Origin of the sequence: Brevibacterium sp. NPDC056726 (genome assembly GCF_042790515.1) — a bacterium.
In the GTDB taxonomy this organism is placed as follows: Bacteria; Actinomycetota; Actinomycetes; order Actinomycetales; family Brevibacteriaceae; genus Brevibacterium; species Brevibacterium sanguinis.
The window spans coordinates 523,557-546,469 of sequence record NZ_JBHTYZ010000002.1 but is presented as its reverse complement, the minus strand read 5'-3'; the positions used below and the strand labels follow the sequence as shown (position 1 = coordinate 546,469).

The 22,913-nt window shown below is 69.0% G+C and carries 20 protein-coding genes; 3 read left to right on the top strand and 17 right to left on the bottom strand.

Annotated elements, in window-relative coordinates; all coding sequences use genetic code 11:
• Positions 1-70: 70 nt before the first annotated feature.
• Positions 71-1,201, top strand: coding sequence for a glycosyltransferase family 1 protein (locus ACFQ91_RS05975; protein ID WP_232623577.1), 1,131 nt, complete (start codon positions 71-73; stop codon positions 1,199-1,201).
• Here ACFQ91_RS05975 and ACFQ91_RS05970 read toward each other — a convergent pair whose 3' ends face one another.
• The 12 genes from ACFQ91_RS05970 to ACFQ91_RS05915 form a co-directional block, all read right to left on the bottom strand.
• A complete protein-coding gene (locus ACFQ91_RS05970) occupies positions 1,202-1,798 on the bottom strand; it encodes a histidine phosphatase family protein (protein WP_198498641.1) in 597 nt (198 codons plus the stop codon). It lies immediately after the preceding gene.
• On the bottom strand, positions 1,795-2,268 hold the full coding sequence (gene rsfS / locus ACFQ91_RS05965) for a ribosome silencing factor (protein WP_198498640.1): 474 nt from the start codon (positions 2,266-2,268) through the stop codon (positions 1,795-1,797). Before rsfS ends, ACFQ91_RS05970 begins: the two co-directional genes overlap by 4 nt.
• 26 nt (positions 2,269-2,294) lie before the next feature.
• Positions 2,295-4,004: a hypothetical protein gene (locus ACFQ91_RS05960; RefSeq protein ID WP_198498639.1), complete on the bottom strand. Its 1,710-nt coding sequence runs from the start codon at positions 4,002-4,004 to the stop codon at positions 2,295-2,297.
• Positions 3,997-4,602 carry a nicotinate-nucleotide adenylyltransferase gene (nadD, locus tag ACFQ91_RS05955; RefSeq protein WP_137825315.1) on the bottom strand — a complete coding sequence of 202 codons (606 nt, stop codon included), beginning with the start codon at positions 4,600-4,602 and terminating at the stop codon, positions 3,997-3,999. The genes ACFQ91_RS05960 and nadD overlap by 8 nt, the downstream gene beginning before the upstream one ends.
• 1 nt (position 4,603) lies before the next feature.
• The gene (locus tag ACFQ91_RS05950; RefSeq protein WP_171007026.1) at positions 4,604-4,756 is read right to left on the bottom strand and encodes a hypothetical protein; all 153 of its coding nucleotides are present in this window, start codon (positions 4,754-4,756) and stop codon (positions 4,604-4,606) included.
• Between the two features lie 84 nt (positions 4,757-4,840).
• Positions 4,841-6,130 (bottom strand): glutamate-5-semialdehyde dehydrogenase, encoded by a 1,290-nt coding sequence (locus ACFQ91_RS05945; protein WP_198498638.1) that lies wholly within the window; start codon positions 6,128-6,130, stop codon positions 4,841-4,843.
• Between the two features lie 3 nt (positions 6,131-6,133).
• Positions 6,134-7,297 carry a glutamate 5-kinase gene (proB, locus tag ACFQ91_RS05940; RefSeq protein ID WP_198498637.1) on the bottom strand — a complete coding sequence of 388 codons (1,164 nt, stop codon included), beginning with the start codon at positions 7,295-7,297 and terminating at the stop codon, positions 6,134-6,136.
• Entirely contained in the window at positions 7,294-8,826 is a 1,533-nt protein-coding gene (gene obgE, locus ACFQ91_RS05935; RefSeq protein ID WP_198498636.1) for a GTPase ObgE, read from the bottom strand. Before obgE ends, proB begins: the two co-directional genes overlap by 4 nt.
• Positions 8,827-8,909: 83 nt before the next feature.
• Positions 8,910-9,161 (bottom strand): 50S ribosomal protein L27, encoded by a 252-nt coding sequence (gene rpmA / locus ACFQ91_RS05930; protein ID WP_137825319.1) that lies wholly within the window; start codon positions 9,159-9,161, stop codon positions 8,910-8,912.
• A 15-nt stretch (positions 9,162-9,176) separates the two neighbouring features.
• Positions 9,177-9,485, bottom strand: coding sequence for a 50S ribosomal protein L21 (rplU, locus tag ACFQ91_RS05925; protein ID WP_137825320.1), 309 nt, complete (start codon positions 9,483-9,485; stop codon positions 9,177-9,179).
• A gap of 207 nt (positions 9,486-9,692) precedes the next feature.
• Complete coding sequence (locus ACFQ91_RS05920; protein ID WP_198498635.1) at positions 9,693-10,010, bottom strand: chorismate mutase; 318 nt, start codon at positions 10,008-10,010, stop codon at positions 9,693-9,695.
• Positions 10,011-10,117: 107 nt separating this feature from the next.
• The gene (locus tag ACFQ91_RS05915) at positions 10,118-11,650 is read right to left on the bottom strand and encodes a sodium:alanine symporter family protein (RefSeq protein ID WP_198498634.1); all 1,533 of its coding nucleotides are present in this window, start codon (positions 11,648-11,650) and stop codon (positions 10,118-10,120) included.
• A 166-nt stretch (positions 11,651-11,816) separates the two neighbouring features.
• Here ACFQ91_RS05915 and ACFQ91_RS05910 point away from each other — a divergent pair, with 166 nt between their 5' ends.
• A complete protein-coding gene (locus tag ACFQ91_RS05910; RefSeq protein ID WP_232623576.1) occupies positions 11,817-12,902 on the top strand; it encodes an SPFH domain-containing protein in 1,086 nt (361 codons plus the stop codon).
• Between the two features lie 178 nt (positions 12,903-13,080).
• On the opposite strand, the gene ACFQ91_RS05905 is transcribed toward ACFQ91_RS05910, so the two are convergent.
• Positions 13,081-16,023 carry an Rne/Rng family ribonuclease gene (locus tag ACFQ91_RS05905; RefSeq protein WP_232623575.1) on the bottom strand — a complete coding sequence of 981 codons (2,943 nt, stop codon included), beginning with the start codon at positions 16,021-16,023 and terminating at the stop codon, positions 13,081-13,083.
• A 300-nt stretch (positions 16,024-16,323) separates the two neighbouring features.
• Between ACFQ91_RS05905 and ACFQ91_RS05900 the strand changes: the two genes are divergently transcribed.
• On the top strand, positions 16,324-16,986 hold the full coding sequence (locus ACFQ91_RS05900) for a vitamin K epoxide reductase family protein (protein WP_198498632.1): 663 nt from the start codon (positions 16,324-16,326) through the stop codon (positions 16,984-16,986).
• Between the two features lie 162 nt (positions 16,987-17,148).
• Here the strand turns inward: ACFQ91_RS05900 and ndk are convergent, their stop codons facing one another.
• From ndk to ileS, 4 genes are read right to left on the bottom strand one after another with little or no spacing between them, the layout of a single operon-like run.
• Positions 17,149-17,562 (bottom strand): nucleoside-diphosphate kinase, encoded by a 414-nt coding sequence (ndk, locus tag ACFQ91_RS05895; protein ID WP_198498631.1) that lies wholly within the window; start codon positions 17,560-17,562, stop codon positions 17,149-17,151.
• 55 nt (positions 17,563-17,617) lie between these two features.
• Positions 17,618-17,983 carry a DUF4233 domain-containing protein gene (locus ACFQ91_RS05890; RefSeq protein ID WP_198498630.1) on the bottom strand — a complete coding sequence of 122 codons (366 nt, stop codon included), beginning with the start codon at positions 17,981-17,983 and terminating at the stop codon, positions 17,618-17,620.
• Complete coding sequence (locus tag ACFQ91_RS05885) at positions 17,980-19,350, bottom strand: folylpolyglutamate synthase/dihydrofolate synthase family protein (protein ID WP_198498629.1); 1,371 nt, start codon at positions 19,348-19,350, stop codon at positions 17,980-17,982. Before ACFQ91_RS05885 ends, ACFQ91_RS05890 begins: the two co-directional genes overlap by 4 nt.
• Positions 19,347-22,628, bottom strand: coding sequence for an isoleucine--tRNA ligase (gene ileS / locus ACFQ91_RS05880; protein ID WP_198498628.1), 3,282 nt, complete (start codon positions 22,626-22,628; stop codon positions 19,347-19,349). The genes ACFQ91_RS05885 and ileS overlap by 4 nt, the downstream gene beginning before the upstream one ends.
• Positions 22,629-22,913: the final 285 nt, after the last annotated feature.

Genomic DNA, 22,913 nt, shown 5'->3' with positions numbered 1-22,913 from the left:
CTTCACTCACTGGCCCTTCGTCGCGGCGAACGCTCACTTTCGAATGTTCAGACTATCGACTCGGAGTTCCATGAGCAAAAACCCACGCGGTCCACAGGCCCCCGATCGAATCAGGGTCTTCTTCGACGCGCGCTTCACCCGAACGACCCATCATGATGGGATCTCCCGGTACGGGTCGTGCCTGCTCGAGGCCCTGCTCGAGGCGACCGCGGGCACGGACATCGAGGTCACCGCGATCATCAGCGACGACGCCCAGCTCGCCCTCCTCCCCGAGTGCCCGTGGGTCAAGCTCAGCTCCCCGCTCTCCCCCGCCGAGGTGGGCATCGCGAAGCGGCTCAACGACCTCGGCGCCGATGTCGTGTTCTCGACGATGCAGGTCATGGGGTCGACCGGTCGCCGCTACGGGCTCATCCTCACCGTCCACGACCTCATCTACTACTCCCACCCGCTCCCGCCGGCCGACCTGCCGGCCCCGGTGCGGCTGCTGTGGCGGCTCTACCATCTCAGCTACACCCCGCAGCGGCTGCTGCTCAACCGGGCCGATGCGATCGCCGCGGTGAGTGAGACGACGAAGGCCCTCATCGCCGATGAGCATCTGACGACGAAACCGGTGACCGTCGTGTCCAACGCCGCCGAGGTCGCGGCCGCCGCACCCCGGTCGGTCGATCGGTCGGGGGCGAAGTCCCTGGTCTACATGGGCTCGTTCATGCCGTACAAGAACGTCGAATCCCTCATCCGCGCCCTGGAGCACCTGCCCGGGTGGACGCTGCACATCGCGAGCCGGATCGAGGGGCGTCGGGAGGCGGCGCTGCGGGCGCTCATCCCCGACCGCGCGCGGGTCGTCTTCCACCGCGGGGTCAGCGATGAGGAGTATGCGCAGCTGCTCGAGGAGGCGACGGCGCTCGTCACGGCCTCCCGCGCCGAGGGCTTCGGGCTGCCCGTCATCGAGGCGATGGCCAAGGGCGTGCCCGTCGCGGTCTCCGACATCCCGATCTTCCATGAGATCGCCGGGGACGCCGCGGAGTACTTCGACCAGGACGATCCCGCGTCGATCGCCGAGGCGGTCGGGAGGCTCACCGAGCCCGCGGCCTGGGCCCGGGCCGCCGCGGCCGGGCAGGTGCAGTCGCAGAGGTTCGCGTGGTCGGAGTCAGCCGCTGCTCTCGTCGGCCTCATCCGGGATGTCCACGCGAAGCGACGGTGATCAGTCGGGGGCTTCGCCCCAGTTGCGCAGCACCCACGTGTCACCGGTGAAGCCGAATTCGCCGTGTCCGCAGTTCGCGAGGACAGCGAGTCGGCCGGATCCGGTCATGTCGAGGAGGATCTCAGCGGCCCCGCGGAGCACCGCGCCGTGGGCGACGATGGCGATCGACTCCGCGTCCGAGGTCGTGACGATGTCGGTGATGGCGCGGGCCACCCGCAGCGAGGACTCGCTGCGGGTCTCTCCCCCGGGCGGCTTCGGGTCGCCGCCGGAGACCCACTTGTGCAGCTCCTCGGGCCAGACTGCCGCGATCTCCTCGCGGGTCAGGCCCTCCCACTCGCCGAAGGCCATCTCCCGCAGACGCGGATCGCGTGCGACGCTCGTCCCCAGCCGGTCGGCGAGGGTGTCGGCGGTGACCGCTGCTCGCAGCAGGTCGGAGGAGACGATGAGCTCGGGGCTGCGGGCGGCGAGGACGGCGGCGGCCCGCTCGGCCTGATCGAGTCCGACGGCGTTGAGCGGAATGTCGGACTGTCCCTGGAAGCGCCGCTGCAGGTTGAAGTCCGTCTGCCCGTGCCGCCAGACGATGACGGTCTTCGTCATCGAGTCTCGGAGTCGGTGCCGGTCGAAGGCCCGCCGGACTCGGCGTCGTCAGATTCGGTGCCGTCGGCCGCAGCGCCGTCGGACTCAGTGTCGCCGGTCGCAGCGTCGCCGGACTCGGTGTCGTCGATCGTCACGTCGATGACGGGAACGTCCTTCCACAGGCGCTCGAGCGCGTAGTACTCGCGCTGTTCGGTGGAGAAGACGTGGACGACGATGTCACCGTAGTCGAGGAGCACCCAGTCACCGGTGCCGCGTCCCTCCCGGCGCAGCGGTTTGCGACCGGCCTGCTTGAGCAGCGCTTCCTCGACGCCGTCGACGATCGCACCGACCTGGCGTTCGTTCTCCGCGGACACGATGAGGAAGGCGTCGGTGATGTAGAGGGTGGAGCTGACGTCGAGGGCGACGATGTCGGTGCCGAGCTTGTCATCGGCGCCTTTGGCGGCGATCCGAAGCAGTTCAGTGGTGTCCACGTGGTCCTTTCCCAGGGTTCAGGTTGTCACAGCAGCATGACGAGTGCGATGACGATGAGGGCGACGGCGAAGAGCGCGGCCACGCCCAGCACGATAAAGGGTACTTTGGATGGCTCTTCGCCAACAAGGATCTGCCCGTCGTACCCGGTCACGGCACTCGCCTTGATGCGGGTGCCCGGCGGGTTCTCGGTCTCTTCGTCCTCGTAGTCGGAGTTCGGCAGGGACCATGCCTCGGGGACGGTGTCCATCGGACGGGTCTCGGGGTTCGCGGCGAGTTCGCGGGCGGCGTCGTCGGCCGACTGGGCGGTCGGCTCGGTGCCGGCGTCACGGTCCTGTGCGGTATCCGACGCGGTGTCCGACACCGAGGCGGCCGGTGCCGTCCCAGCGCTCGTCGACGCTGAACTGCCCGTCGACGCGGCACCGTCCTTCGAGCCGGCGTCCCCCTTCGAGGCCGCACGGTCCTTCGGGGCCGGGGACTCCTTCGCGACGGGTTCGGAGACCTTCGCCGAGGCGGCGGTGACGACCCGCACGCCCGAGGTGCTCGGCGGATTGACGATCGGCATCCGTCGGGATCGGGTGGCCGGTTCGGGACCGTCCGAGTCCGTTCCGGCGGTGGGCTGCCCAGCCGCATCGAACTTCGCGGCGGGGGTCGTCTTCGTGGCGGCGTCCGTCTTCGCGTCGGTCGCGTCCGACTTCGCAGCAGCGGCGTCGGTCGTGGCGGCGTCCGTCTTCGCGGCGGTCGCAGCGGTGTCCGCTGTCGCCGCCTTCCCCGCCGCAGCGTCTCCGCTCGGCGTCGTCGGCGCGGAGGCTGAGGTCGTCTCCGGGAGAGGACGGGAGAGCGCGTCGTCGGGACCGGAGGCCGGTCGCGGCGCGGAGTCGGCGGTCACCGGTGATTCGAAGTCGCGGGCGGCCACTTCGGCCGAGGACCCGCCGAAGCCGGCGGCGTCGAACGATTCGTGCCCGGCCGAGGATCCCCCCGTGCCGCCGGACTGCGGGGCCGCGTCGCCGGACTGGGAGGCCGCGTCGGCCTCGGCGGGATCGGCGATGACCGGGATCGCCCCGGTCGAGAGGTCGCCGTCCATCGACAGGCCGTGTTCGCGCAGGTAGCGCTTGCGTGCGGCGCGCGATTCGAAGTGCGGCAGCGGTGCGCGGCGGGGGTCGAGCCGATCCTCGGCGTTGACCGGCGGCCGCTCCTGCGGCAGGTGATCGGAGGCCAGTGCCCCGCGCTCGTGGGAGACCTTCGGCGTCGGCGCCGGGTCGATGCGCGACGACGGGAGGTCAGCGGGGGTCGATCCCGCGCTTCCGCCGCCGGCCGGGGCCGGTTCCGCCGCGGCGGGCTGGGTCGGCGACTCGGGAGCCGGTGTCGCCGGAGACGCAGGAGCTGAAGCGGCCTGCGGAGCCGCAGGCGTCTGCACGGACGGAGAAGTCTGAGGCGGCGCGGCCGGAGGCGCCGACGGCGCGGACGCGGGGGCGCTCGACGGTCGTGCGGACGGAGCCGCCTCACCGGCGCCCGGGGCTGCACCGCCACCGGCGGCGGCCGGAGCGTCGCCGCCTGAGGCGGTGTCCGCCTCGGCGGTCGTCGGCTTCTCGGTCGGACGCTTCGGCGGGGTGAGGAAGTCCGCGCGACTGCCCTCGGGGCCCTGGGGAGCGGACGACCTGGCCTCGAACTCCTCTTCCGCGGCCATTCGCTCGGCTTCGCGCCTGGCACGTCGAGACGTGAACTGCTCTTCAGCCATTTCCACTCCTGTACAGATCGTGTTTCGCGATGTACTGCACCACGCCGTCCGGTACGAGGTACCAGACCGGGGCCCCATCCATCACCCGTTGCCTGCAGTCCGTTGACGAGATCGCCAGCGCCGGGATCTGCGCGAGACTCAGCCGGTCGACGGGCAGGCCCTCGCTGCGGAGTTCGTGCCCCGGCCGGCTGACCCCGACGAAGTGCGCCAAGGAGAACAGCTCATCGACATTCTTCCATGTCAGAATCTGAGCCAAAGCGTCCGCGCCGGTGATGAAGAACATCTCCGTGTTCTCGCCGAGGCTGTTCGACAGATCCCGCAGGGTGTCGATCGTGTAGGTCGGCCCGGGGCGGTCGATGTCGACGCGGGAGACGCGGAACCGCGGGTTCGACGCCGTCGCGATGACCGTCATGAGGTACCGGTGCTCGGCGTCGGTGACGGTCTTGTCGTCCTTCTGGTACGGCCGGCCGGTGGGGACGAAGACGACCTCGTCGAGGTCGAACGTCGACTGCACCTCACTGGCCGCGACCAGGTGTCCGTGGTGGATGGGGTCGAAGGTGCCGCCCATGACACCGACCCGACGTGTGCGTTCTGCCATATCAGTGGCGGTACGAGATGCCCTTCCACGACCGTGCGACGACGGCCATCGAGATGAAGATCGCGAGGGTGATGAGGCCGTAGCCGATCGGCTCCATCGGCAGCTCGGTGTGTGCCGCGCCTTCGGTTGCGGCGGCCAGCAGAGTTGCGTTCACGAGAGTGCTCCTTGTCCCTTGATGAGTCTGTTCACTTCAGTTTCTCACGCCCTGTCGTCTGCGTGCGCAGCGACATGGGCGAAGTCAGTCGCGGATCTGCCCGTTTCCGAGCATGACCCACTTCGTCGTCGTCAGCTGCTCGACGCCCATCGGTCCGCGGGCGTGGAGCTTCTGCGTCGAGATGCCGACCTCGGCGCCGAACCCGAACTCGCCGCCGTCGGTGAAGCGGGTCGAGACGTTGACGCCGACGGCGGCGGCGTCGATGGCTGTGACGAAGGTCTCGGCGTTGTCGATGTCCTTCGTCACGATCACCTCGGTGTGACCCGAGGTGTAGGCGCGGATGTGCTCGATCGCCTCGTCGATGCCGGAGACGAGCTTGATCGCGAGTTCGAGGTCGAGGTACTCCTTGGCCCAGTCCCGGCGCGAGACGCGGCGGATCTTCATCGACTCGGGCGCCAGAGCCGCGACATCGGCGTCGGCGTGGACGACGACCCCGGCCTGGTCGAGGCGTTCGAGGATCTTCGGCAGCACCCGCTTGGCGGCCTTCTCATGGACGAGCAGGGTCTCGAGTGCGTTGCAGACGCTCGGCCGCTGCGTCTTCGAGTTGAGGACGAGGTCGACGGCGTTCTTCACCGTCGCCGATGAGTCGATGAACATGTGGACGTTGCCGATGCCCGTCTCGATGACGGGCACGATCGACTCCTGGACGACCGTGTTGATGAGCTCGGCCCCGCCGCGCGGGATGAGGAGGTCGACGTAGTCGCGCGAGTTCATCAGCACGACGGCGCCGTCGCGGCCGTGCTGGTCGATCGTGTTGATCGTGTCCGCGGGCAGGCGGACGGATTCGACGGCGCGGCGGAGGACGGAGACGAGTTCGGCGTTCGTGTTCTCCGCGGCCGAGCCCCCGCGCAGGATCGTCGCATTGCCGGCCTTGAGCGCGAGGATCGCGATGTCGACGGTGACATTGGGGCGGGCCTCGTAGATCGCGCCGATCACGCCCATCGGCACCCGGTTCTGGGTCAGGCGCACACCGTTGGGCAGGGTGCGGCCGACGACGACGGTGCCGACCGGATCGGGGATGTCGATGACCTGTTCGACCGCCGAGGCGATCGCGGAGATCCGCTCCTCGTCGAGGCGGAGGCGATCGAGGAGGGATTCGCTCATCCCGTTCTCGGCGCCCGCGGCGAGGTCGGTCTCGTTGGCTTTGACGATGCGCGCGGAGTTCGCCCGCAGCCCGTCGGCGATCGCCTGGAGGGCGGCGTTCTTCTCCGCGGTCGAGGTCGTCGCCAGACGTGCGGCGGCCGTCTTCGCGTTCCTGGCGATCCGCGTCACCCCGCGCACGATCTTGGGATGGATGTCGGCAGCAGCGGGCATGGACTAACTCCTCTCGCTCACATGCGTGAGGACGAGATCATTGCGATGGATGACTTCTTTACGGTAGTCACTTCCCAGCCGGGTGCCAAGTTCCTCGGTGGTCAGGCCGAACATCGTCGGCAGCTCGGCGGCGGAGAAGTTCGTCATCCCCCGCGCCACGATCTGCCCGCCGGTGTTCCTGATCTCGACCGGATCCCCGGCCTCGAAGTCCCCCTCGACGCCGACGACGCCGGCGGCGAGCAGGCTCGTGCCGCGCGACCGCACGGCCGCCTCGGCGCCGTCGTCGATCGTCACCGAACCGAACGTCTTGGCGAGGTGGCGCAGCCACAGCAGCCGAGTGCCGCGGCGGCGGTGGGTGACGGCGAACGACGTGCCCGCACTCCCCCCGGTGAGCACGTCGCCGACCCGGTCGGCGGAGGTGAGCACGGCGGGGATGCCGGAGTCGGTGACCATGAGGGCGGCGTCGACCTTCGTCGCCATGCCCCCGGTGCCCGTGCCGGCCGTGCCGACTCCGCCGATCGCCACGGCACCGAGGTCGTCGGGCCCGGCGACATGGTCGATGCGCCTGGCGTCGGGCTGGGACGGGGGTCCCGTGTAGAGGGCGTCGACGTCGGAGAGGAGGACGAGGGCGTCGGCGTGGGAGAGGTGGGCGACGAGCGCGGCGAGCCGGTCGTTGTCGCCGAAGCGGATCTCCTCGGTGGCCACGGCGTCGTTCTCGTTGACGATCGGCAGCGTGCCCAGGGACAGCAGCCGGTCGATCGCCCGCTGCGCGTTCTTGTACCGGGTGCGGCGGATGAGGTCGTCGGCCGAGAGCAGGACCTGGGAGGGGACGAGGTCGAAGCGGCCCAGCGCCCGCGCGTACGCGGCCATGAGGAGCCCCTGTCCGACTCCGGCGGCGGCCTGCTGGGTGGCGAGGTCGCGCGGCCGGCGGCGCAGGCCGACGGGTTCGAGTCCCGCGGCGATCGCTCCCGAGGAGACGAGGATGATCTCCCGTCCCTCGGCCCGGTGGGCGGCGATGACGTCGGTGAGCGCCACGAGCCGTGACTCGTCGAGCCCGCCGTCGAGGGTCGTCAGCGACGAGGAGCCGACCTTGACGACGACGCGCTTGGCGCCGGCGATGTCGGCCCGCACGGTCGCGGAGTCGGCGGCCGCGGACGTCGCCGTCATCGCTCGTCGGAGGAGTTCTCGCGGGCGGCGCGCTCGGCGAGCCGCTCCTTCTCGAACTCCGCCCGGGTGGCGGCCTTCGCGTCCTGCCGCTCGTGGTAGGCGGCCTTGCGCTCCTTGCGGCTTGCGCGGGCCTCCTCCTCGAGGCGCAGGTCGGTGCCGCGGGAGCCGAGCAGCTCGGCACCGCCGACGCTCGTGGGGTCCCAGTCGAAGACGACGCCGTCGCCTTCGCCGATGACGACGGTGTCGCCCGGGGTCGCGCCGGCCTTGAACAGGGCCTCTTCGACGCCGAGGCGTTCGAGGCGGTCGGCGAGGTAGCCGACGGCTTCGTCGTTGGCGAAGTCGGTCTGGACGACCCAGCGTTCGGGCTTGTCGCCGAGGACCCGGAAGACCGGACCGTCGGTGTCGCGTTCGCTGCGGATCGTGAAGCCCTTGTCGTCGACGGCCTTGGGCCGGATGACGACGCGCTGCGGCACGGCCTCGAGCTCGGCCCGCCGTTCGCGTTCGGCGGCGACGAGGCCGGCCATCGCGAAGGAGAGTTCGCGCAGCCCCGCATGGCTGACGGCGGAGACTTCGAAGACCCGGTAGCCGGCGGCCTCGAGGTCGGGGCGGACGATGTCGGCGAGTTCGCGGCCGTCGGGGATGTCGACCTTGTTGAGGGCGACGAGCTTCGGGCGCTCCGACAGCGGGAGGTCGCCGCCCTCCTCGCCGAGGTCGACGGAGTACGCGGCGAGTTCGGATTCGATGACCTCGAGGTCGGAGACGGGGTCGCGGCCGGGCTCCCACGTCGCCATGTCGATGACGTGGACGAGGGCGGCGGTCCGTTCGACGTGGCGGAGGAACTCGAGGCCGAGGCCCTTGCCCTCGGACGCCCCGGGGATGAGCCCGGGGACGTCGGCGACGGTGTAGCGGACATCCCCGGCTTCGACGACGCCGAGGTTGGGCACGAGCGTCGTGAACGGGTAGTCGGCGATCTTCGGCTTCGCCGCCGACAGTGCGGCGATGAGACTCGACTTGCCCGCCGAGGGATAGCCGACGAGCGCGACGTCGGCGATCGTCTTGAGCTCGAGGACGAGCGTGGAGGCCTCACCGGGTTCGCCGAGGAGGGCGAATCCGGGCGCCTTGCGCTTCGTCGAGGCGAGAGCGGCGTTGCCGAGCCCGCCGCGGCCGCCGGCCGCGGCGACGAACTCGGTGCCGGCGCCGACGAGGTCGGCGAGGATCTCGCCGTCCTGGGTCTTGACGACCGTGCCGTCGGGCACGGGCACGATGAGGTCCCTGCCGTCGGCGCCGTGGCGCAGGTCGCCCTTGCCGATGCCGCCGCCGTCGGCTTTGAGGTGCGGGCGGTGGTGGAGGGGCAGCAGGGTCGTCGTCTGCGGGTCGACGACGAAGGTGATGTCACCGCCGCGGCCGCCGTTGGCCCCGTCGGGGCCGCCGAGCGGTTTGAACTTCTCCCGCCGGATCGACGAGCAGCCGTTTCCGCCGTCGCCGGCCGCAAGGTGTACCGTGACGCGATCAATGAACTCGGTGGCCATGATGTCCTTATATCAGATGAAGGGTGAGTCGAGAGACTCACCCTTCATGGACCCCTGAAGCGGGGCAGATCAGATCGTATCGGTCAGACGCCGACGATGTTGACGATCTTGCGACCGTTGCGCTTGCCGAACTCGACGGCGCCGGCGGTCAGAGCGAAGAGCGTGTCGTCTCCGCCGCGGCCGACGTTCGCGCCGGGGTGGAACTTCGTGCCGCGCTGGCGGACGATGATCTCACCGGCCTTGACGACCTGGCCGCCGAAGCGCTTGACACCGAGGTACTGCGGGTTCGAGTCGCGACCGTTGCGGGTCGAGCTGACTCCCTTTTTGCTTGACATGTCAGAGGCCTCCTCTTACTTGATGTTCGTGATCTTCAGACGGGTGAGGTCCTGGCGGTGGCCCTGACGCTTCTTGTACCCGGTCTTGTTCTTGTACTTCTGAATCACGATCTTGGGACCGCGGAGCTCACCGACGACCTCGGCGCTGACCGAGATCTTGGAGAGGGCATCGGCGTCGGTCGTGACCGCGTCGCCGTCGACGAAGAGAACGGGTTCGAGCGTGACGCTGTCCCCGGCCTGCGCCTTCATTCGATTCACTGTGATGATGTCGCCGACGCTGACCTTTTCCTGGTGGCCACCGGCACGGACAATGGCGTAGACCATGGTCGAACCCTTTCTGCGTAAGAAATCTTGCGAACGGCGGTTGATGCCTTGGCTCGACAGGGAGCGGACTCCCTGCACGACAGACCCATTGAGAGGAATCACCGGCCGTGGTGCGACGGACGCACCGACGTTCAAGTTTAGTCGATCCCGGCCGCGAACGGCAAACCGGTGCGGAGGTGACCTCCGCCTCGTCACGGGACCGGATGCTCAGCCCTCGCGGGACTCCGCGATCCGCTCGTGATGGTGGATCACCTCGGCGACGATGAAGGCGAGGAACTTCTCCGCGAACTCCGGATCGAGGTGCGAGTCCTCGGCGAGCCGGCGCAGGCGGGCGACCTGCCGGGCCTCCCGGGCCTCGTCGGCCGGGGGCAGGCCGTGGTCGGCCTTGAGCACGCCGACGGATTCGGTGAGCTTGAAGCGCTCGGCGAGCAGGTGGATGAGGGCGGCGTCGATGTTGTCGATGCTGCCCCGCAGCTCGAGCAGGCGGTCGGCGGCCCGGGAGGCGGCGGTGTCGTCGTCAGTCACGCGAACAGTCTAGACAATCCGCGGGTGCCGTGGGGCCGGTGACAGCGCCGCGGACACGGCCGTGCCCCGACCGTCGCGGGGACGGCCGGGGCACGGGAGGGTGAGGGTCAGGCGGGCTGCTCGACCGGGACGGCGTCCTTGGTGTCCGGGTCGGTGAGGGTGCCGGCCTTGCGGTCGGCGAGGTACTTCTTCATCTCCTTCTTCACGACCGGCATGAGGAGGTAGAGGCCGAGGATGTTGATGAAGGCACACATGAACAGCGCCGCATCGGCGAACTCGACGACCTTGCTGAAGCTGGCGACACAGCCGATGACGACGAAGACGCAGACGAGGACGCGGAAGGCCATGATCGTCGCCCGGCCGCGGCCGAAGAGGTAGCTCCAGGCCCGTTCGCCGTAGTACGTCCACGTGATGAGGGTGGAGAACGCGAAGAGCGCGACGGCGACGGCGAGCAGCGCCGGGTACCACGAGGCGACGGTGGAGAAGGCGTCCGAGGCCAGGGCCACACCGCCGATCTCGCCTTCGCCGAGGTCCTCGCGGTACGAGGGCTGGTTGGCGACGATGATCGTCAGAGCGGTCATGGTGCAGATGACGACGGTGTCGATGAAGGGCTCGAGGAGGGCGACGAAGCCCTCGGAGATCGGCCGGCGGGTCTTGACCGCCGAGTGCGCGATGGCGGCCGAGCCGATGCCGGCCTCGTTCGAGAACGCCGAGCGCTGGAAGCCGATGATCATGACGCCGACGATGCCGCCGGCGATGCCCTGCGGGTTGAACGCGCCTTCGAAGATCTCGCCGATCGCCATCGGGATCTGCTGGAAGTTGATGCCGAGGACGAGGAGGCAGGAGACGACGTAGAAGATCGCCATCGCCGGGACGAGCTTGTCGGTGACCTTCGCGATCGAGCGGATGCCGCCGAGGATGACGAGTCCGACGAGGAGGGCGAAGAGGATGCCGAAGATCAGTCCGGCCCATGCGCCGCCGAGGAAGCCGTCCGCGCCGCCGGTGGCGGTGCGGACCTGGGCGAACGTCTGGTTGGCCTGGAACATGCCGCCGCCGACGACACCGAAGATGAGGATCGCGACGGCGAAGACGCCGGTGAGGATCGCGGCCACGGGCTTGGAGAACCGGCGGAAGGCCACCGGCAGGTACTTGAACGGTCCGCCGTGGACGACGCCGTTCTCATCGATCTCGCGGTACTTCACGCCGAGCGTGCACTCGACGAACTTCGTGCACATGCCGAGCAGACCGGCGATGATCATCCAGAATGTCGCACCCGGTCCACCGAGGGCGACGGCGACGCCGACACCGGCGATGTTGCCGAGTCCGACGGTGCCCGAGAGCGCGGAGGCCAGGGCCTGGAAGTGGGTGATCTCGCCGGGGTCGGTGGGCTTGGAGTACTTGCCGCGGACGACGTCGAGGGAGACCTTGAAGCCGCGGAACTGGATGAAGCCGAAGTAGAGGGTGAAGATCAGGGCTCCGAGGATGAGCCAGAAGACGACGAACGGGAAGGAGATCTCGCCGATCGTGACGGGCACGAAGATCACACTGGAGAACCAGGTGGCGATCGGAGTGAACCAGGAGTTGATGGCATCGTCGACGGGTGACGTCGGTGCGTCTGACGCAAGCAGCAGTATGTCCATGTCGATCAAATGTTCCGCAATGCGACACCGGGATCAAGCAATCGACCTTCCAATATTCGGACAGTTACAGAACTGTTATCTGCATCACACCGACCCCGTCGCAAGAGACATTGGTCTCACTGCGGGTTTCGGATAGTGGATTTCCGGTGTGACCTAGACTGGCCGCATGTCACAGAACCCTCCCCCGCCCCAGCGTCCGACGCCTCCGCCCCAGCAGCGCTGGCAGCAGGGACAGCCCCCGATGCCGCAGCAGTCCGGACGACCGGGCGAGCAGCTCCCCCAGATGCACGGCGGACCCGCAGGCGGTCGACCGGGGGCCGATCAGCCGACCCGCATCGAATCGGTCGAGGGCGATCGGGTCCGCGAACGACCGGCCGGCGCGGTCTCGGGGTACTTCGCGATCGTCGGCGCCGTCGTCCTCCTCCTCGTGGCGATCCTCCTCGGGCTCGTCGGCTTCGGCCTGATGATCGCGCAGAACCCGCTCGGCGTCATCCTCCTCGTCCTCGGCGTCCTCGCCTTCATCGCCTCGCTGTTCCTCTTCAAGGGCTGCACCTCGGTGGCGCCCGGTCATGCCGTCGTCCTCCAGCTCTACGGCAAGTACGTCGGCACGGTGCGTCAGTCGGGTCTGCGTTTCGTCAATCCCCTCTTCTCGAAGATCCAGATCTCCACGCGCATCCGCAATCACGAGACCTCGACCCTGAAGGTCAACGACCTCGACGGCAATCCCATCGAGATCGGCGCGGTCGTCGTCTGGCAGGTCCGCGACACGGCCCAGGCGATGTTCGAGGTCGACGACTTCGAGGAGTTCGTCGCCATCCAGGCCGAGACGGCGGTGCGCCACATCGCGAACTCCTACGCCTACGACTCCTCCGATCCGCAGCGGATGTCCCTGCGCGACAATGCCGATGAGATCACGGAGAAGCTCTCCGCCGAGGTGGCCGCCCGGGTCGCCGCCGCCGGCGTGTCGATCATCGAATCCCGGATCACCCAGCTCGCGTATGCGCCGGAGATCGCCCGGGCGATGCTCCAGCGGCAGCAGGCCACCGCCGTCGTCGCGGCCCGGCAGCTCATCGTCGAAGGGGCGGTGGGCATGGTCGAGACGGCGATCGAGCAGATCGAGCGCCGTGACATCGTCTCGCTCGGGCACGCCGAGCGCAGCGACCTCGTGACGAACCTCATGATCGTCCTCTGCGGCGATCAGGCCGCGCAGCCGACGATCAGCACGACCCGGAACAAGCAGTCGGGCACCTGACCCGCCGGTCGCCCGCAGCGGCTCACGTGCCCGGCCCGCGCGCATCCGGGGCCGGGCATGTGAGCCGGGCAAGGGCCCTGAGCCCGGACCCCGGTCACGGACAGCACAGCGCCCCACGTCGACTGACGTGGGGCGCTGTGCCGTCGCCGGCGGAGGGAGGATCTCAGGCGGGTGAGCCTCAGTCCTCGCCGATGATGACGAACGAGGTCGGCAGCGCCTCCTGGGGCTTCTCGACCGGCTTGTCCTTCTTCGCCGGGGCCTTGCGGCGCGGAGCTTCGGGCTCGGCGGCGACGGCGACCTTCGTCGTCGTGTCGGCGCCGATCATCAGCGGCATCTCCCCCGCAGGCTCGGCCTCCGGTGCGGAGTCAGCCGATGCGGTGGTCTCCGACGACGATTCGACGGGCAGCATCGGCTGCTCGTCGCCCGTGCTCGGCTTCTCGTCCTGAGCGGCGGTGTCGCCGTCGCCGCGGTCGGCCTCGGCGGACCGGTCGGCCTCGGCGGACCGGTCGGCGTTCTTCGTCCGCTTGCGACCGCGGGACTTCGCACGGCTCGGCTTCTCCTCGGGCGCGGTGTCGGCTGCGCCCGTGTCGGTCTGTGCGTCCGCCGGCGCCTCGGCGTCGTCGTCCTTCTTCAGCGTCGCCTTCGCGATGGCTGCGACCGCGGAGCGCGAGGCGTCGTTGCCGACCGACTCGGACTGGGACTCCGACTCGCTGCTCTTCGACGACCGGCGCTTGCGGTCGCGTTTGCCGTTGCCCGACGATTCGGAGTTCTGCGAGCGGCCCCCGCGATGGGACTTCGACCCGTCCTCCTCCGACCCGGGCAGGAGCAGCCCGCGTCCGGTGAGGTCGGCTCCGGCGGAGACCATCGATTCGGCGAGTCCGGTGCCGATGCGCTTGCGCGTCATCTGCACGAGACCGAGCGAGGTCACCTCGGCGACCTGATGCTTCGTCCGGTCACGGCCGAGGCACTCGACGAGCCGGCGGACGACGAGGTCGCGGTTCGACTCGAGGACCATGTCGATGAAGTCGACGACGATGATGCCGCCGATGTCGCGCAGACGCAGCTGCCGGATGACCTCTTCGGCCGCTTCGAGGTTGTTCCGCGTCACGGTCTCCTCGAGATTGCCGCCGGCACCGGTGAACTTGCCGGTGTTGACGTCGATGACGGTCATCGCCTCGGTGCGGTCGATGACGAGCGAGCCGCCCGAGGGCAGATTGACCTGGCGCTGCAGAGCCTTCTGGATCTGCTCCTCGATCCGGTAGTGGTCGAAGATCCCCTCGTCCTCGGAGTAGCGGTGCACCCGCTCGAGGAGGTCGGGGGCGACGGCCTCGACGTATTCGTGGATCGTGTTCCACGCTCCGTCGCCGTCGATGACGAGCGAATTGAAGTCCTCGTTGAAGACGTCGCGGATGATCCGCACGATCATGTCCGGCTCGCTGTAGAGCAGCTGCGGGGCGAGGACCTTCGTCGACTTCGACTTCTTCTCGATCGTCTCCCAGCGCTTCGCGAGGCGCTCGACGTCGCGGCTGAGCTCCTTGTCCGTCGCGCCTTCGGCGGCGGTGCGGACGATGACGCCGTTGGAGTCGCCTACGAGCTCCTTGAGGAGCTTCTTCAGGCGGGCCCGTTCGACGTCGGGCAGCTTGCGGGAGATGCCGGTCATCGAGTTGCCGGGCACGTAGACGAGGAAGCGTCCGGGCAGGGAGATCTGGCTCGTCAGGCGGGCGCCCTTGTGGCCGACGGGATCCTTCGTCACCTGGACGAGGACGGAGTCGCCGGGGCTGAGCGCGGCCTCGATGCGACGGGCCTTGCCGTCCATGCCGAGCGCGTCCCAGTTGACCTCGCCGGCGTAGAGGACGGCGTTGCGGCCCTTGCCGATGTCGATGAAGGCGGCCTCCATGCTCGGCAGGACGTTCTGCACCTTGCCGAGGTAGACGTTGCCGATGAGGGAGGACTGCTGGCGGTTCTCCTTGAGGTAGTGCTCGACGGCGATGCCGTCCTCGACGACGACGAGCTGCGTCTGATCGCCGTTCTCGCGCACGAGCATCGTACGGTCGACGGATTCGCGGCGGGCGAGGAACTCGGCCTCCGTGATGACGGGGCGGCGGCGGCCGGCTTCCCGGCCCTCCTTGCGGCGCTGACGCTTGGCCTCGAGACGCGTCGAGCCCTTGAGCGAGGTCACCTCGTCGCTGTCGGAGCCGCGGGAACGCGAGCGGCGGCGCCGGCGGCGGCGCGAACCGCCGTCCTCGTCGTCACCGTCGTCGTCGCCCTCGCTCGTCCTGTCGCGGGCGTCGTCGTCGGATTTCTTCTCCGCCTTGTCCCCGCGCCGGTTCGCGCGGGAGGGACGCTCATCGCCGTCTGTGGTCTCGGAGTCCTTCTCCGCCGGCTTCTCCGCAGGCTTCTCGCGGGTCTTCTCGCTGCGGGAGCTCTGCGCCTCGGACTCGTCGTCGTCGCGGCTGCGCGAGCGGCGACCGCGTCCGCCGCGGCGGCGGCGCCGGCCTCCGCCCTCGTCGTCGCGGTCGTCACGGTCCTCGCGGTCGTCACGGTCCTCACGATCCTCGCGGTCGTCTGTGCGGTCGTCGGTCTCGTCCTCGTCGATGTCCTCATCGTCGAAGTCGTCGTCGATGCTCACCGCCTCGGCGAGTTCCGCCTTGGGCACCTGGAAGATCAGTCCGCCGTGCTGGGGCACCGCAGCGGCCGGACGACTCGCGGGTTCTGCGGGCGCGGGGGCGACCGGCGCGGCGAAGGGATTGCGGGGGTCGAAGGCCGGGGCCTGCGGCGGCTGCGGGGTCGAGTCGTCCTCGTCGTCCTCGGCGCTGGGGTCGAGTCCTTCGTCGGTCTCGCGGACGAACTGCTCGAAGACGAGTCCGCGGTTGGCGACGGCGTCGCGGGCCCGTTTGGGTCGACGGCGACCGCGCTCCCGATCCTCGTCGTCGCGCTCGGGGCTCTCCCGCAGAGAGCCCGCGGCATCGGCGAGGTGGTCGAGCTCCTCGCGGACGCCGTCGTCGACCGTGTGCTCGGTGCCCTTGGCGGCGGCCGCATTGGCCTGCAGATCGGCGAGATCGGCGAGGATGCCCTCGGTGGGATCGGCTGTGCCGTTGCTGTCGTTCGTGGAATCGCTCATGTTCACTCCTACCGGAGCCTCCGCTCACACCATACGGATCTCCGGTGTCCTGCATGGTCCCCGTGGGACCGAAACCTGTGGATGGCGTCTTCGGCTCGCGCTCAGCGCGTAGGCCGTCGATGCTGCCTCTTCTTCGTGTCGACCTGCGAGGCCGTTCCCTCGACTCGGTGGAGGCACTTCTCCTGCCCGGTGTGGGAGCAGGTATCCGTCGCATCATTATGTCACAGATCTGCTGTCCGACCGCTGAGACCGGGCCCGCCGGGTTTGCCGCATGCCCCGCGGGCAGGCATCCTTAGGAGTGTGAACACGGCACCCGCGCTTGCAGACGACGACCTCGACGATGCCATCGACGCGCCTCCGCGGAAGCGTCCGTGGGTGCTGCGCCCGACGGCGATGGGCGTCTTCCTCATCGTCACCTCGGTGATCGGCTTCATCTCCTCCTTCGCCCTGTCGGTGGAGAAGTACGAGAAGCTCGAGAACCCCGACGCCGTCCTCTCGTGCGACCTCAACCCGTTCTTCTCGTGCGGATCGGTCATGGAGTATCCGCAGAGCCAGCTCTTCGGTTTCCCCAATCAGCTCCTCGGAGTAGCGGCATTCATTGTCCCGCTGCTCATCGGCGTCCTCCTCGTCGCCCGCACGAAGCTGCCCGGCTGGATCATGATCGGCCTCAACATCGGCCTCGCCCTCGGCGTCGTCCTCGTCATGTTCCTCTACTACACGTCGATCTACGTCATCGGCGTCGGATGCCCGTGGTGCATGGTCGTGTGGACGATGACGATCCCGATGTTCTGCGCGGTCACCGCCCACAATGCGCTCGCGGGGAACTTCGGCCGCGGGGTCCGCGACAGCGCCGTGGTCACGGTGCTCGCCCGGGAGAACGTCGCGATCGCCGTCGTCTGGCTGCTCATCATCGCCACGACCATCGTCGTCCAGTTCTGGAACTTCTTCGCAACCCTCTTCTGAGACTCCCGACCCAGACGCCCGACTTGAGGCTCCAGGCCGGAGATCCCCGTCCTCAGACTCCCGTCCGGAGACCCTTGTCCGCCGCACGCGGACGACGGCAGAGACACGTGGTGCCCCGCAGATCATCTGCGGGGCACTACGTGTCTGTGCGGATGGGCGACCTCAGTTGGGGAACCAGATGCCGATCTCGCGTTCGGCCGACTCGGGCGAGTCGGAGCCGTGGACGAGGTTCTTCTGCACCTTCTCGCCCCAGTCGCGGCCGAGGTCGCCGCGGATCGTGCCCGGGGCGGCCGTCGTCGGGTCGGTGGCGCCGGCCAGCGAGCGGAAGCCGGGGATGACGCCCTCACCGGAGGCGATGATCGAGACGATCGGGCCCTCCGACATGAAGTCGACGAGCGGCTGGTAGAACGGCTTGCCCTCGTGCTCGGCGTAGTGCGCCGCGAGCTCCTCCGGGGTGGCCGTGCGCAGGCTCAGAGCGTCGATCGCGTAGCCCTTGGCCTCGATGCGGCCGACGATCTGACCGATGAGGCCGCGGGCGACGCCGTCGGGCTTGATGAGGATGAGGGTGCGTTCCATTCGGGTCCTTCCGTAGAGTTCGTCGATGGACAGTGTACCCGGGGCACACGGGCGGTCAGGACCGCTCGGCGACCTCCCGATCGATGCGGGCCGCCCAGTAGAGGGCGACGACCCACAGGGCGATGAAGATCGCGGCGATGAAGAACATCGGCGGGAGGATGAAGCCGGTGGCGAGCAGCAGCACCTGCGTGATCCAGCCGAGGACGACGCCGGGCCGCTTCTGTCCGATGCGCCGCGGCAGGAGGATCGTCGCGACGATCGCGACCACCGCGATGACCGAGGCGCCGATGAGGAGCTGGGAGAGCTCGAGGGTGCCGTTGGTCTTCACCGTCAGCCCGTACGCCGCGAGTGCCGCGAAGTAGACGACGACGAGTTCGCAGATGAGGATCGACCCGGCGAGGACGGGGTACTTCGACTTCATGCCTCGTCCCCCCGGCCGAGCAGAAGGCGCGCCTCGGCGACGGTGTAGAGGGAGCCGGTGACGATGATCCCGGGCCGCTGCGCACCGCTGCCCTCGACGAGGTCGAAGGCCGTCATCAGGGCCGCGTTGAGATCGGGGGCCACGGTCACCGCGTCCTCGTCGACCCATTCCCGGGCCGCCTCGGCGAGCGTCTCCGCGTCGAGCGCGCGGTCGCTGACCGGGGCGGTGACGACGAAGGCGTCGGCGGTGCGGTGGAGTTCGTCGAGGACGCCGTGGACGTCCTTGTCGGCGAGCATGCCGATGACGATGACGGTGAAGTCGAAGTCGAACGCCTCGGTGATGGTGTCGGCGAGCACGCGGGCGGCGTCGGGGTTGTGCGCCCCGTCGACGACGACGGCCGGGCCGGTGCGGACGAGTTCGGCGCGTCCCGGCGAGGTCACGCGGGACAGTCCCTCGGCGACCGTGTCCCGGTCGAGCGGCTTGTCCTCGTCGCCGAGGAAGGTCTCCGCGGCGACGATCGCGACGGCCGCGTTGTGCGCCTGATGCTCGCCGTGGAGGGGAAGGAACAGGTCGGTGTAGACGTCCCGGATCCCCTGGACGGCGATGAGCTGTCCGTCGACGGCCCGCTGCCGGTCGATCAGGCGGAAGCTGCGGTCCTCGACGAGCGCGGGCACCTCACGGCGGGCCACCTCGGCGTCGAGGGCGGTGAGCGCCTCGTCCTCCTGTGCCGCGATGATCGCCACCGGCTCCGGGGCCGGGGTCGGGTCGATGGTGCGGTTGAGGATCCCCGCCTTGGTCTGCGCGATCGCGGTGAGGGTGTCGCCGAGGTAGGCCTGATGGTCGAGGCCGATGCGGGTGAACACGCACACCTCGGCGTCGGAGACGTTCGTCGAGTCCCATTCCCCGCCCATCCCCACCTCGGCGACGACGACGTCGACGGGAGCGTCGGCGAAGATCGCGAAGGCGAGGACGGTGAGGACCTCGAAGTACGTGAGCTTGGGGCGACCGGAGTCGACGAGCTCGGCATCGACGATGTCGAGGTACGGGGCGATCTCGTCGAAGATCCGCACGAACGTCTCCGCGTCGACGGGCTGCCCGTCGACGGACACGCGTTCGGTGACCGAGTGGAGGTGGGGGCTGGTGAACCGTCCGACTCGCAGATCGTGGGCGGAGATGATCGCATCGATCATCCGCGCCGTCGACGTCTTCCCGTTCGTCCCCGTCACCGTGATGACGGGTGCGGCCCGGTGGATGTCGCCGAGGAGCTCGACGGCCCGGCGGGTCGCGTCGAGGCGGACCTCGACGGCGGCCTCCCCCGCCCGGGTGAGCAGGGTGGCATAGACCCGGGTGAGGTCGTCTGTGCTCATGCCCTCACCACCGAGATCCGGGTGCCCGCAGGCAGCTCTTCGGGGGTGAAGACCTCCGCGGACTCGGCGACGGGAGCGAAGTCGAGTCCCGTCGCCAGGGTCTCGGTGCTGATGAGGTCCCGGTGCGTGCCGAGCGCCTCGGTGACGGCCTCATCGGCCTCGATGACGACGGTGATGCGGTCGGCGACGTGGAGGTCGAGCTGCTTGCGGATGCCCTGGATCGCCCGCACGGTGTCCCGGGCCACGCCCTCGGCTTCGAGCTCCGGGGTGACCCGGGTGTCGAGCGCGAGGAATCCGGAGTCGAGGGCGGCGAGCTCCATGCCGTCGGTGCCGGACTCGGCGACGGACTCGAGCGTGTACTCGCCGTCGACGAGTTCGACGCCGCCGCTGGTCACGGTGCCGTCAGCGGCGACCGACCAGTCACCGGTCTTCGAGCCCCTGATCGCCGCCTGCACCTGCTTGCCCAGTCGCGGACCGGCGGCGCGGGCGTTGACGACGAGGTTCTGGGTGAGCGAGAAGCCCGCGTCCTCGGCGGCGGCGAGATCGAGGGCCTCGACCTCGCGGACGTTGAGCTCATCGGCGATGATGTCGGTGAACTCGCGGCTCAGCGGGGTGCTGCCGGCGACGACGAGGCGGCTGAGCGGCAGGCGCACCCGCAGCCGGTTGGACTTGCGCACCGAGGAGGCCGTCGAGCTGATGTCGCGGGTGAGGTCCATCGCCGCGACGAGGTCGGGGTCGGCCGGGAACTCCGCGGCATCCGGGTAGTCCTCGAGGTGGACCGACCGGTGCCCGGTGAGCCCGCGGTAGATCTCCTCAACCGTGAACGGCAGCAGCGGGGCGGCGACCCGGGCGAAGGCCTCGAGGCACGTGTAGAGGACGTCGAAGGTCTCGTGGGTCGCAGCGCTGCCGTCCCAGAAGCGCCGGCGCGAGCGGCGGACGTACCAGTTCGTCAGCATGTCGAGGTAGCTGCGGACGATCTCGCAGGCCGCCCAGATGTCGAAGTCGTCCATCGCCGCGGCGAAGTCGACGATGAGGTCGTGCGTCTTCGCGAGCAGGTAGCGGTCGAGGACCTGGGAGGAGTCGAAGCGCTTGGACGCCCGGTAGCCGGCCACCGCCTCGGCGTCGTCGGTCCCTGCCGCCGAGTCCGCGGTGTTCGAGTACGTCGCGAAGAACTGCCACGTGTTCCACAGCGGAAGCACGACCTGGCGGACCGCGTCGCGGATGCCCTGTTCGGTGACGACGAGGTTGCCGCCGCGCAGGATCGACGAGGCCATGAGGAACCAGCGCATCGCGTCCGAGCCGTCGCGGTCGAAGACCTCGTTGACGTCGGGGTAGTTGCGCAGGGACTTCGACATCTTCTGCCCGTCGGAGCCGAGGACGATGCCGTGGGAGATGCAGTTGAGGAACGCCGGGCGGTCGAAGATCGCGGTAGCGAGAACGTGGAGGAGGTAGAACCAGCCGCGCGTCTGCCCGATGTATTCGACGATGAAGTCGGCCGGGAAGTGGTTGTCGAACCACGCGGCGTTCTCGAACGGGTAGTGGACCTGGGCGTAGCTCATCGATCCCGAGTCGAACCACACGTCGAAGATCTCCGGGATCCGGCGCATCGTCGACTTCCCCGTCGGGTCGTCGGGGTTGGGACGGGTGAGGTCGTCGACCCACGGACGGTGGAGGTCGACCTCGCCGCGGTCGTTGACCGGCAGACGGCCGAAGTCGGCTTCGATCTCGGCCAGCGACCCGTAGACGTCGGTGCGCGGGTAGGTCGGGTCGTCGGAGATCCACACCGGGATCGGCGAGCCCCAGAACCGGTTGCGCGAGATCGACCAGTCGCGGGCGTTCTCGAGCCACTTGCCGAACTGTCCGTCCTTGACGTTGTCGGGCACCCAGTTGATCTGCTCGTTGAGTTCGACCATCCGGTCCTTGAACTCGGTGACGCGGACGAACCACGACGACACTGCGCGGTAGATGAGCGGGTTGCGGCAGCGCCAGCAGTGCGGGTACGAGTGCTCGTAGGACTCGTGGCGCACCAGCAGGGCGTGGCGATCGGCCAGCGGTCCCGTGTGGTCGCGCAGATCCCGGATGATCGGCCGGTTGGCGTCGAAGACCTGCTCGCCGGCGTAGTCGGGCACGGTGGCGTCGAAGAGGCCGGCGTCGTCGACGGGGCGGACGGCAGTGATCCCGAAGGCGTCGGTGAGCTCCTTGTCCTCCTCACCGAAGGCCGGAGCCTGGTGGACGATGCCGGTGCCGTCCTCGGTGGTGACGAAGTCCGCGGGCAGGATCGTGTGCATGCGCTGCCCGAACTCGTCCTGGCGTCCCTCGAAGTAGGGGAACGGCGGCTCGTAGGAGCGTCCGACGATCTCGCTGCCGGGGAACGTCCGCAGCACCTCGGGGTTCTCCCCGAGTTCACGGGCGTAGGCGCCGAGGCGCGCCTCGGCGAGGATGAGGGTCCTGCCCTGGAGTTCGGGGGCTCCGTCGGGACCGGGGACGACCGCGACGAGCGGGATCTCCGGGTTGACGGCGACGGCCTGGTTCGACGGCACCGTCCACGGAGTCGTCGTCCAGATGAGGACCCATTCGTCTGAGTCGGTGAGCTTGTAGCCGATCGTCACCGCCGGGTCCTGGCGCATCTTGTAGACGTCGTCGTCCATGCGCAGCTCATGGCTCGACAGCGGGGTCTGGTCCTTCCAGCAGTAGGGCAGGACGCGGTAGCCCTCGTAGACCAGGCCCTTGTCCCACAGCTGTTTGAACGCCCAGATGACGCTCTCCATGTACTCGACGTTGAGCGTCTTGTAGTCGTTCTCGAAGTCGACCCACCGGCCCTGACGGGTGACGTACTCCTCCCACTCCTGCGTGTAGCGCAGCACCGAGGACCGGCACGCGTCGTTGAAGGCGGCCAGACCCATGCGGCCGATCTCGGACTTGTCGGTGATGCCGAGCTGGCGCTCGGCTTCGAGTTCGGCCGGCAGCCCGTGGGTGTCCCAGCCGAAGCGGCGGTCGACCTTCTTGCCCTGCATCGTCTGGTAGCGGGGGACGACATCCTTGACGTAGCCGGTGAGGAGGTGACCGTAGTGCGGGAGGCCGTTGGCGAAGGGCGGGCCGTCGTAGAAGACGAATTCGTTCGACCCGTTCTCACCGGGATCGCGTTCGGCGATCGACGCGGCGAAGGTGTCGTCCTGCTTCCAGTACTCGAGCACCGCGCGCTCGATCTCGGGGAAGTTCGGCGAGGCGCTGAGGCCGAAGGCCGAGGTCGACACCTTGGGATAGAGGGGTTGCGTCATGAGCGTCCTTCACGGTAGCTGCGGTCACTGGCCGCGAGGACGACATTGCTGCCGCGGTACCACCCCGCTTATCCGCCGTCAGGCCGCAGTGCCGACCGGCACGGTGCCTCAGCGACGGATCGCTCATTGATGCGGACGATGACGGGTCCGACCGTCCGGGTCTAGTGAGCATCCCATCCCGCCGAGGTGGTCGGCCGTGGATCGGTCATGCTGTTCTTCCGGATGCTCCCCGGTGATGGCCGGATCGACGCGTCCTCAATTCTATACCCGCGGGCCGCGCCCACA

Coding starts and splice junctions, on each gene's coding strand:
- ndk (WP_198498631.1), bottom strand. CDS start 17,562: ATGGAACGCACCCTCATCCTCATCAAGCCCGACGGCGTCGCCCGCGGC.
- rpmA (WP_137825319.1), bottom strand. CDS start 9,161: ATGTCAAGCAAAAAGGGAGTCAGCTCGACCCGCAACGGTCGCGACTCG.
- proB (WP_198498637.1), bottom strand. CDS start 7,297: ATGACGGCGACGTCCGCGGCCGCCGACTCCGCGACCGTGCGGGCCGAC.
- ACFQ91_RS05910 (WP_232623576.1), top strand. CDS start 11,817: ATGTCACAGAACCCTCCCCCGCCCCAGCGTCCGACGCCTCCGCCCCAG.
- ACFQ91_RS05975 (WP_232623577.1), top strand. CDS start 71: ATGAGCAAAAACCCACGCGGTCCACAGGCCCCCGATCGAATCAGGGTC.
- ACFQ91_RS05905 (WP_232623575.1), bottom strand. CDS start 16,023: ATGAGCGATTCCACGAACGACAGCAACGGCACAGCCGATCCCACCGAG.
- ACFQ91_RS05890 (WP_198498630.1), bottom strand. CDS start 17,983: ATGAAGTCGAAGTACCCCGTCCTCGCCGGGTCGATCCTCATCTGCGAA.
- ACFQ91_RS05885 (WP_198498629.1), bottom strand. CDS start 19,350: ATGAGCACAGACGACCTCACCCGGGTCTATGCCACCCTGCTCACCCGG.
- obgE (WP_198498636.1), bottom strand. CDS start 8,826: ATGGCCACCGAGTTCATTGATCGCGTCACGGTACACCTTGCGGCCGGC.
- ileS (WP_198498628.1), bottom strand. CDS start 22,628: ATGACGCAACCCCTCTATCCCAAGGTGTCGACCTCGGCCTTCGGCCTC.
- nadD (WP_137825315.1), bottom strand. CDS start 4,602: ATGGCAGAACGCACACGTCGGGTCGGTGTCATGGGCGGCACCTTCGAC.
- rplU (WP_137825320.1), bottom strand. CDS start 9,485: ATGGTCTACGCCATTGTCCGTGCCGGTGGCCACCAGGAAAAGGTCAGC.
- ACFQ91_RS05915 (WP_198498634.1), bottom strand. CDS start 11,650: ATGGACATACTGCTGCTTGCGTCAGACGCACCGACGTCACCCGTCGAC.
- ACFQ91_RS05945 (WP_198498638.1), bottom strand. CDS start 6,130: ATGCCCGCTGCTGCCGACATCCATCCCAAGATCGTGCGCGGGGTGACG.
- ACFQ91_RS05970 (WP_198498641.1), bottom strand. CDS start 1,798: ATGACGAAGACCGTCATCGTCTGGCGGCACGGGCAGACGGACTTCAAC.
- ACFQ91_RS05960 (WP_198498639.1), bottom strand. CDS start 4,004: ATGGCTGAAGAGCAGTTCACGTCTCGACGTGCCAGGCGCGAAGCCGAG.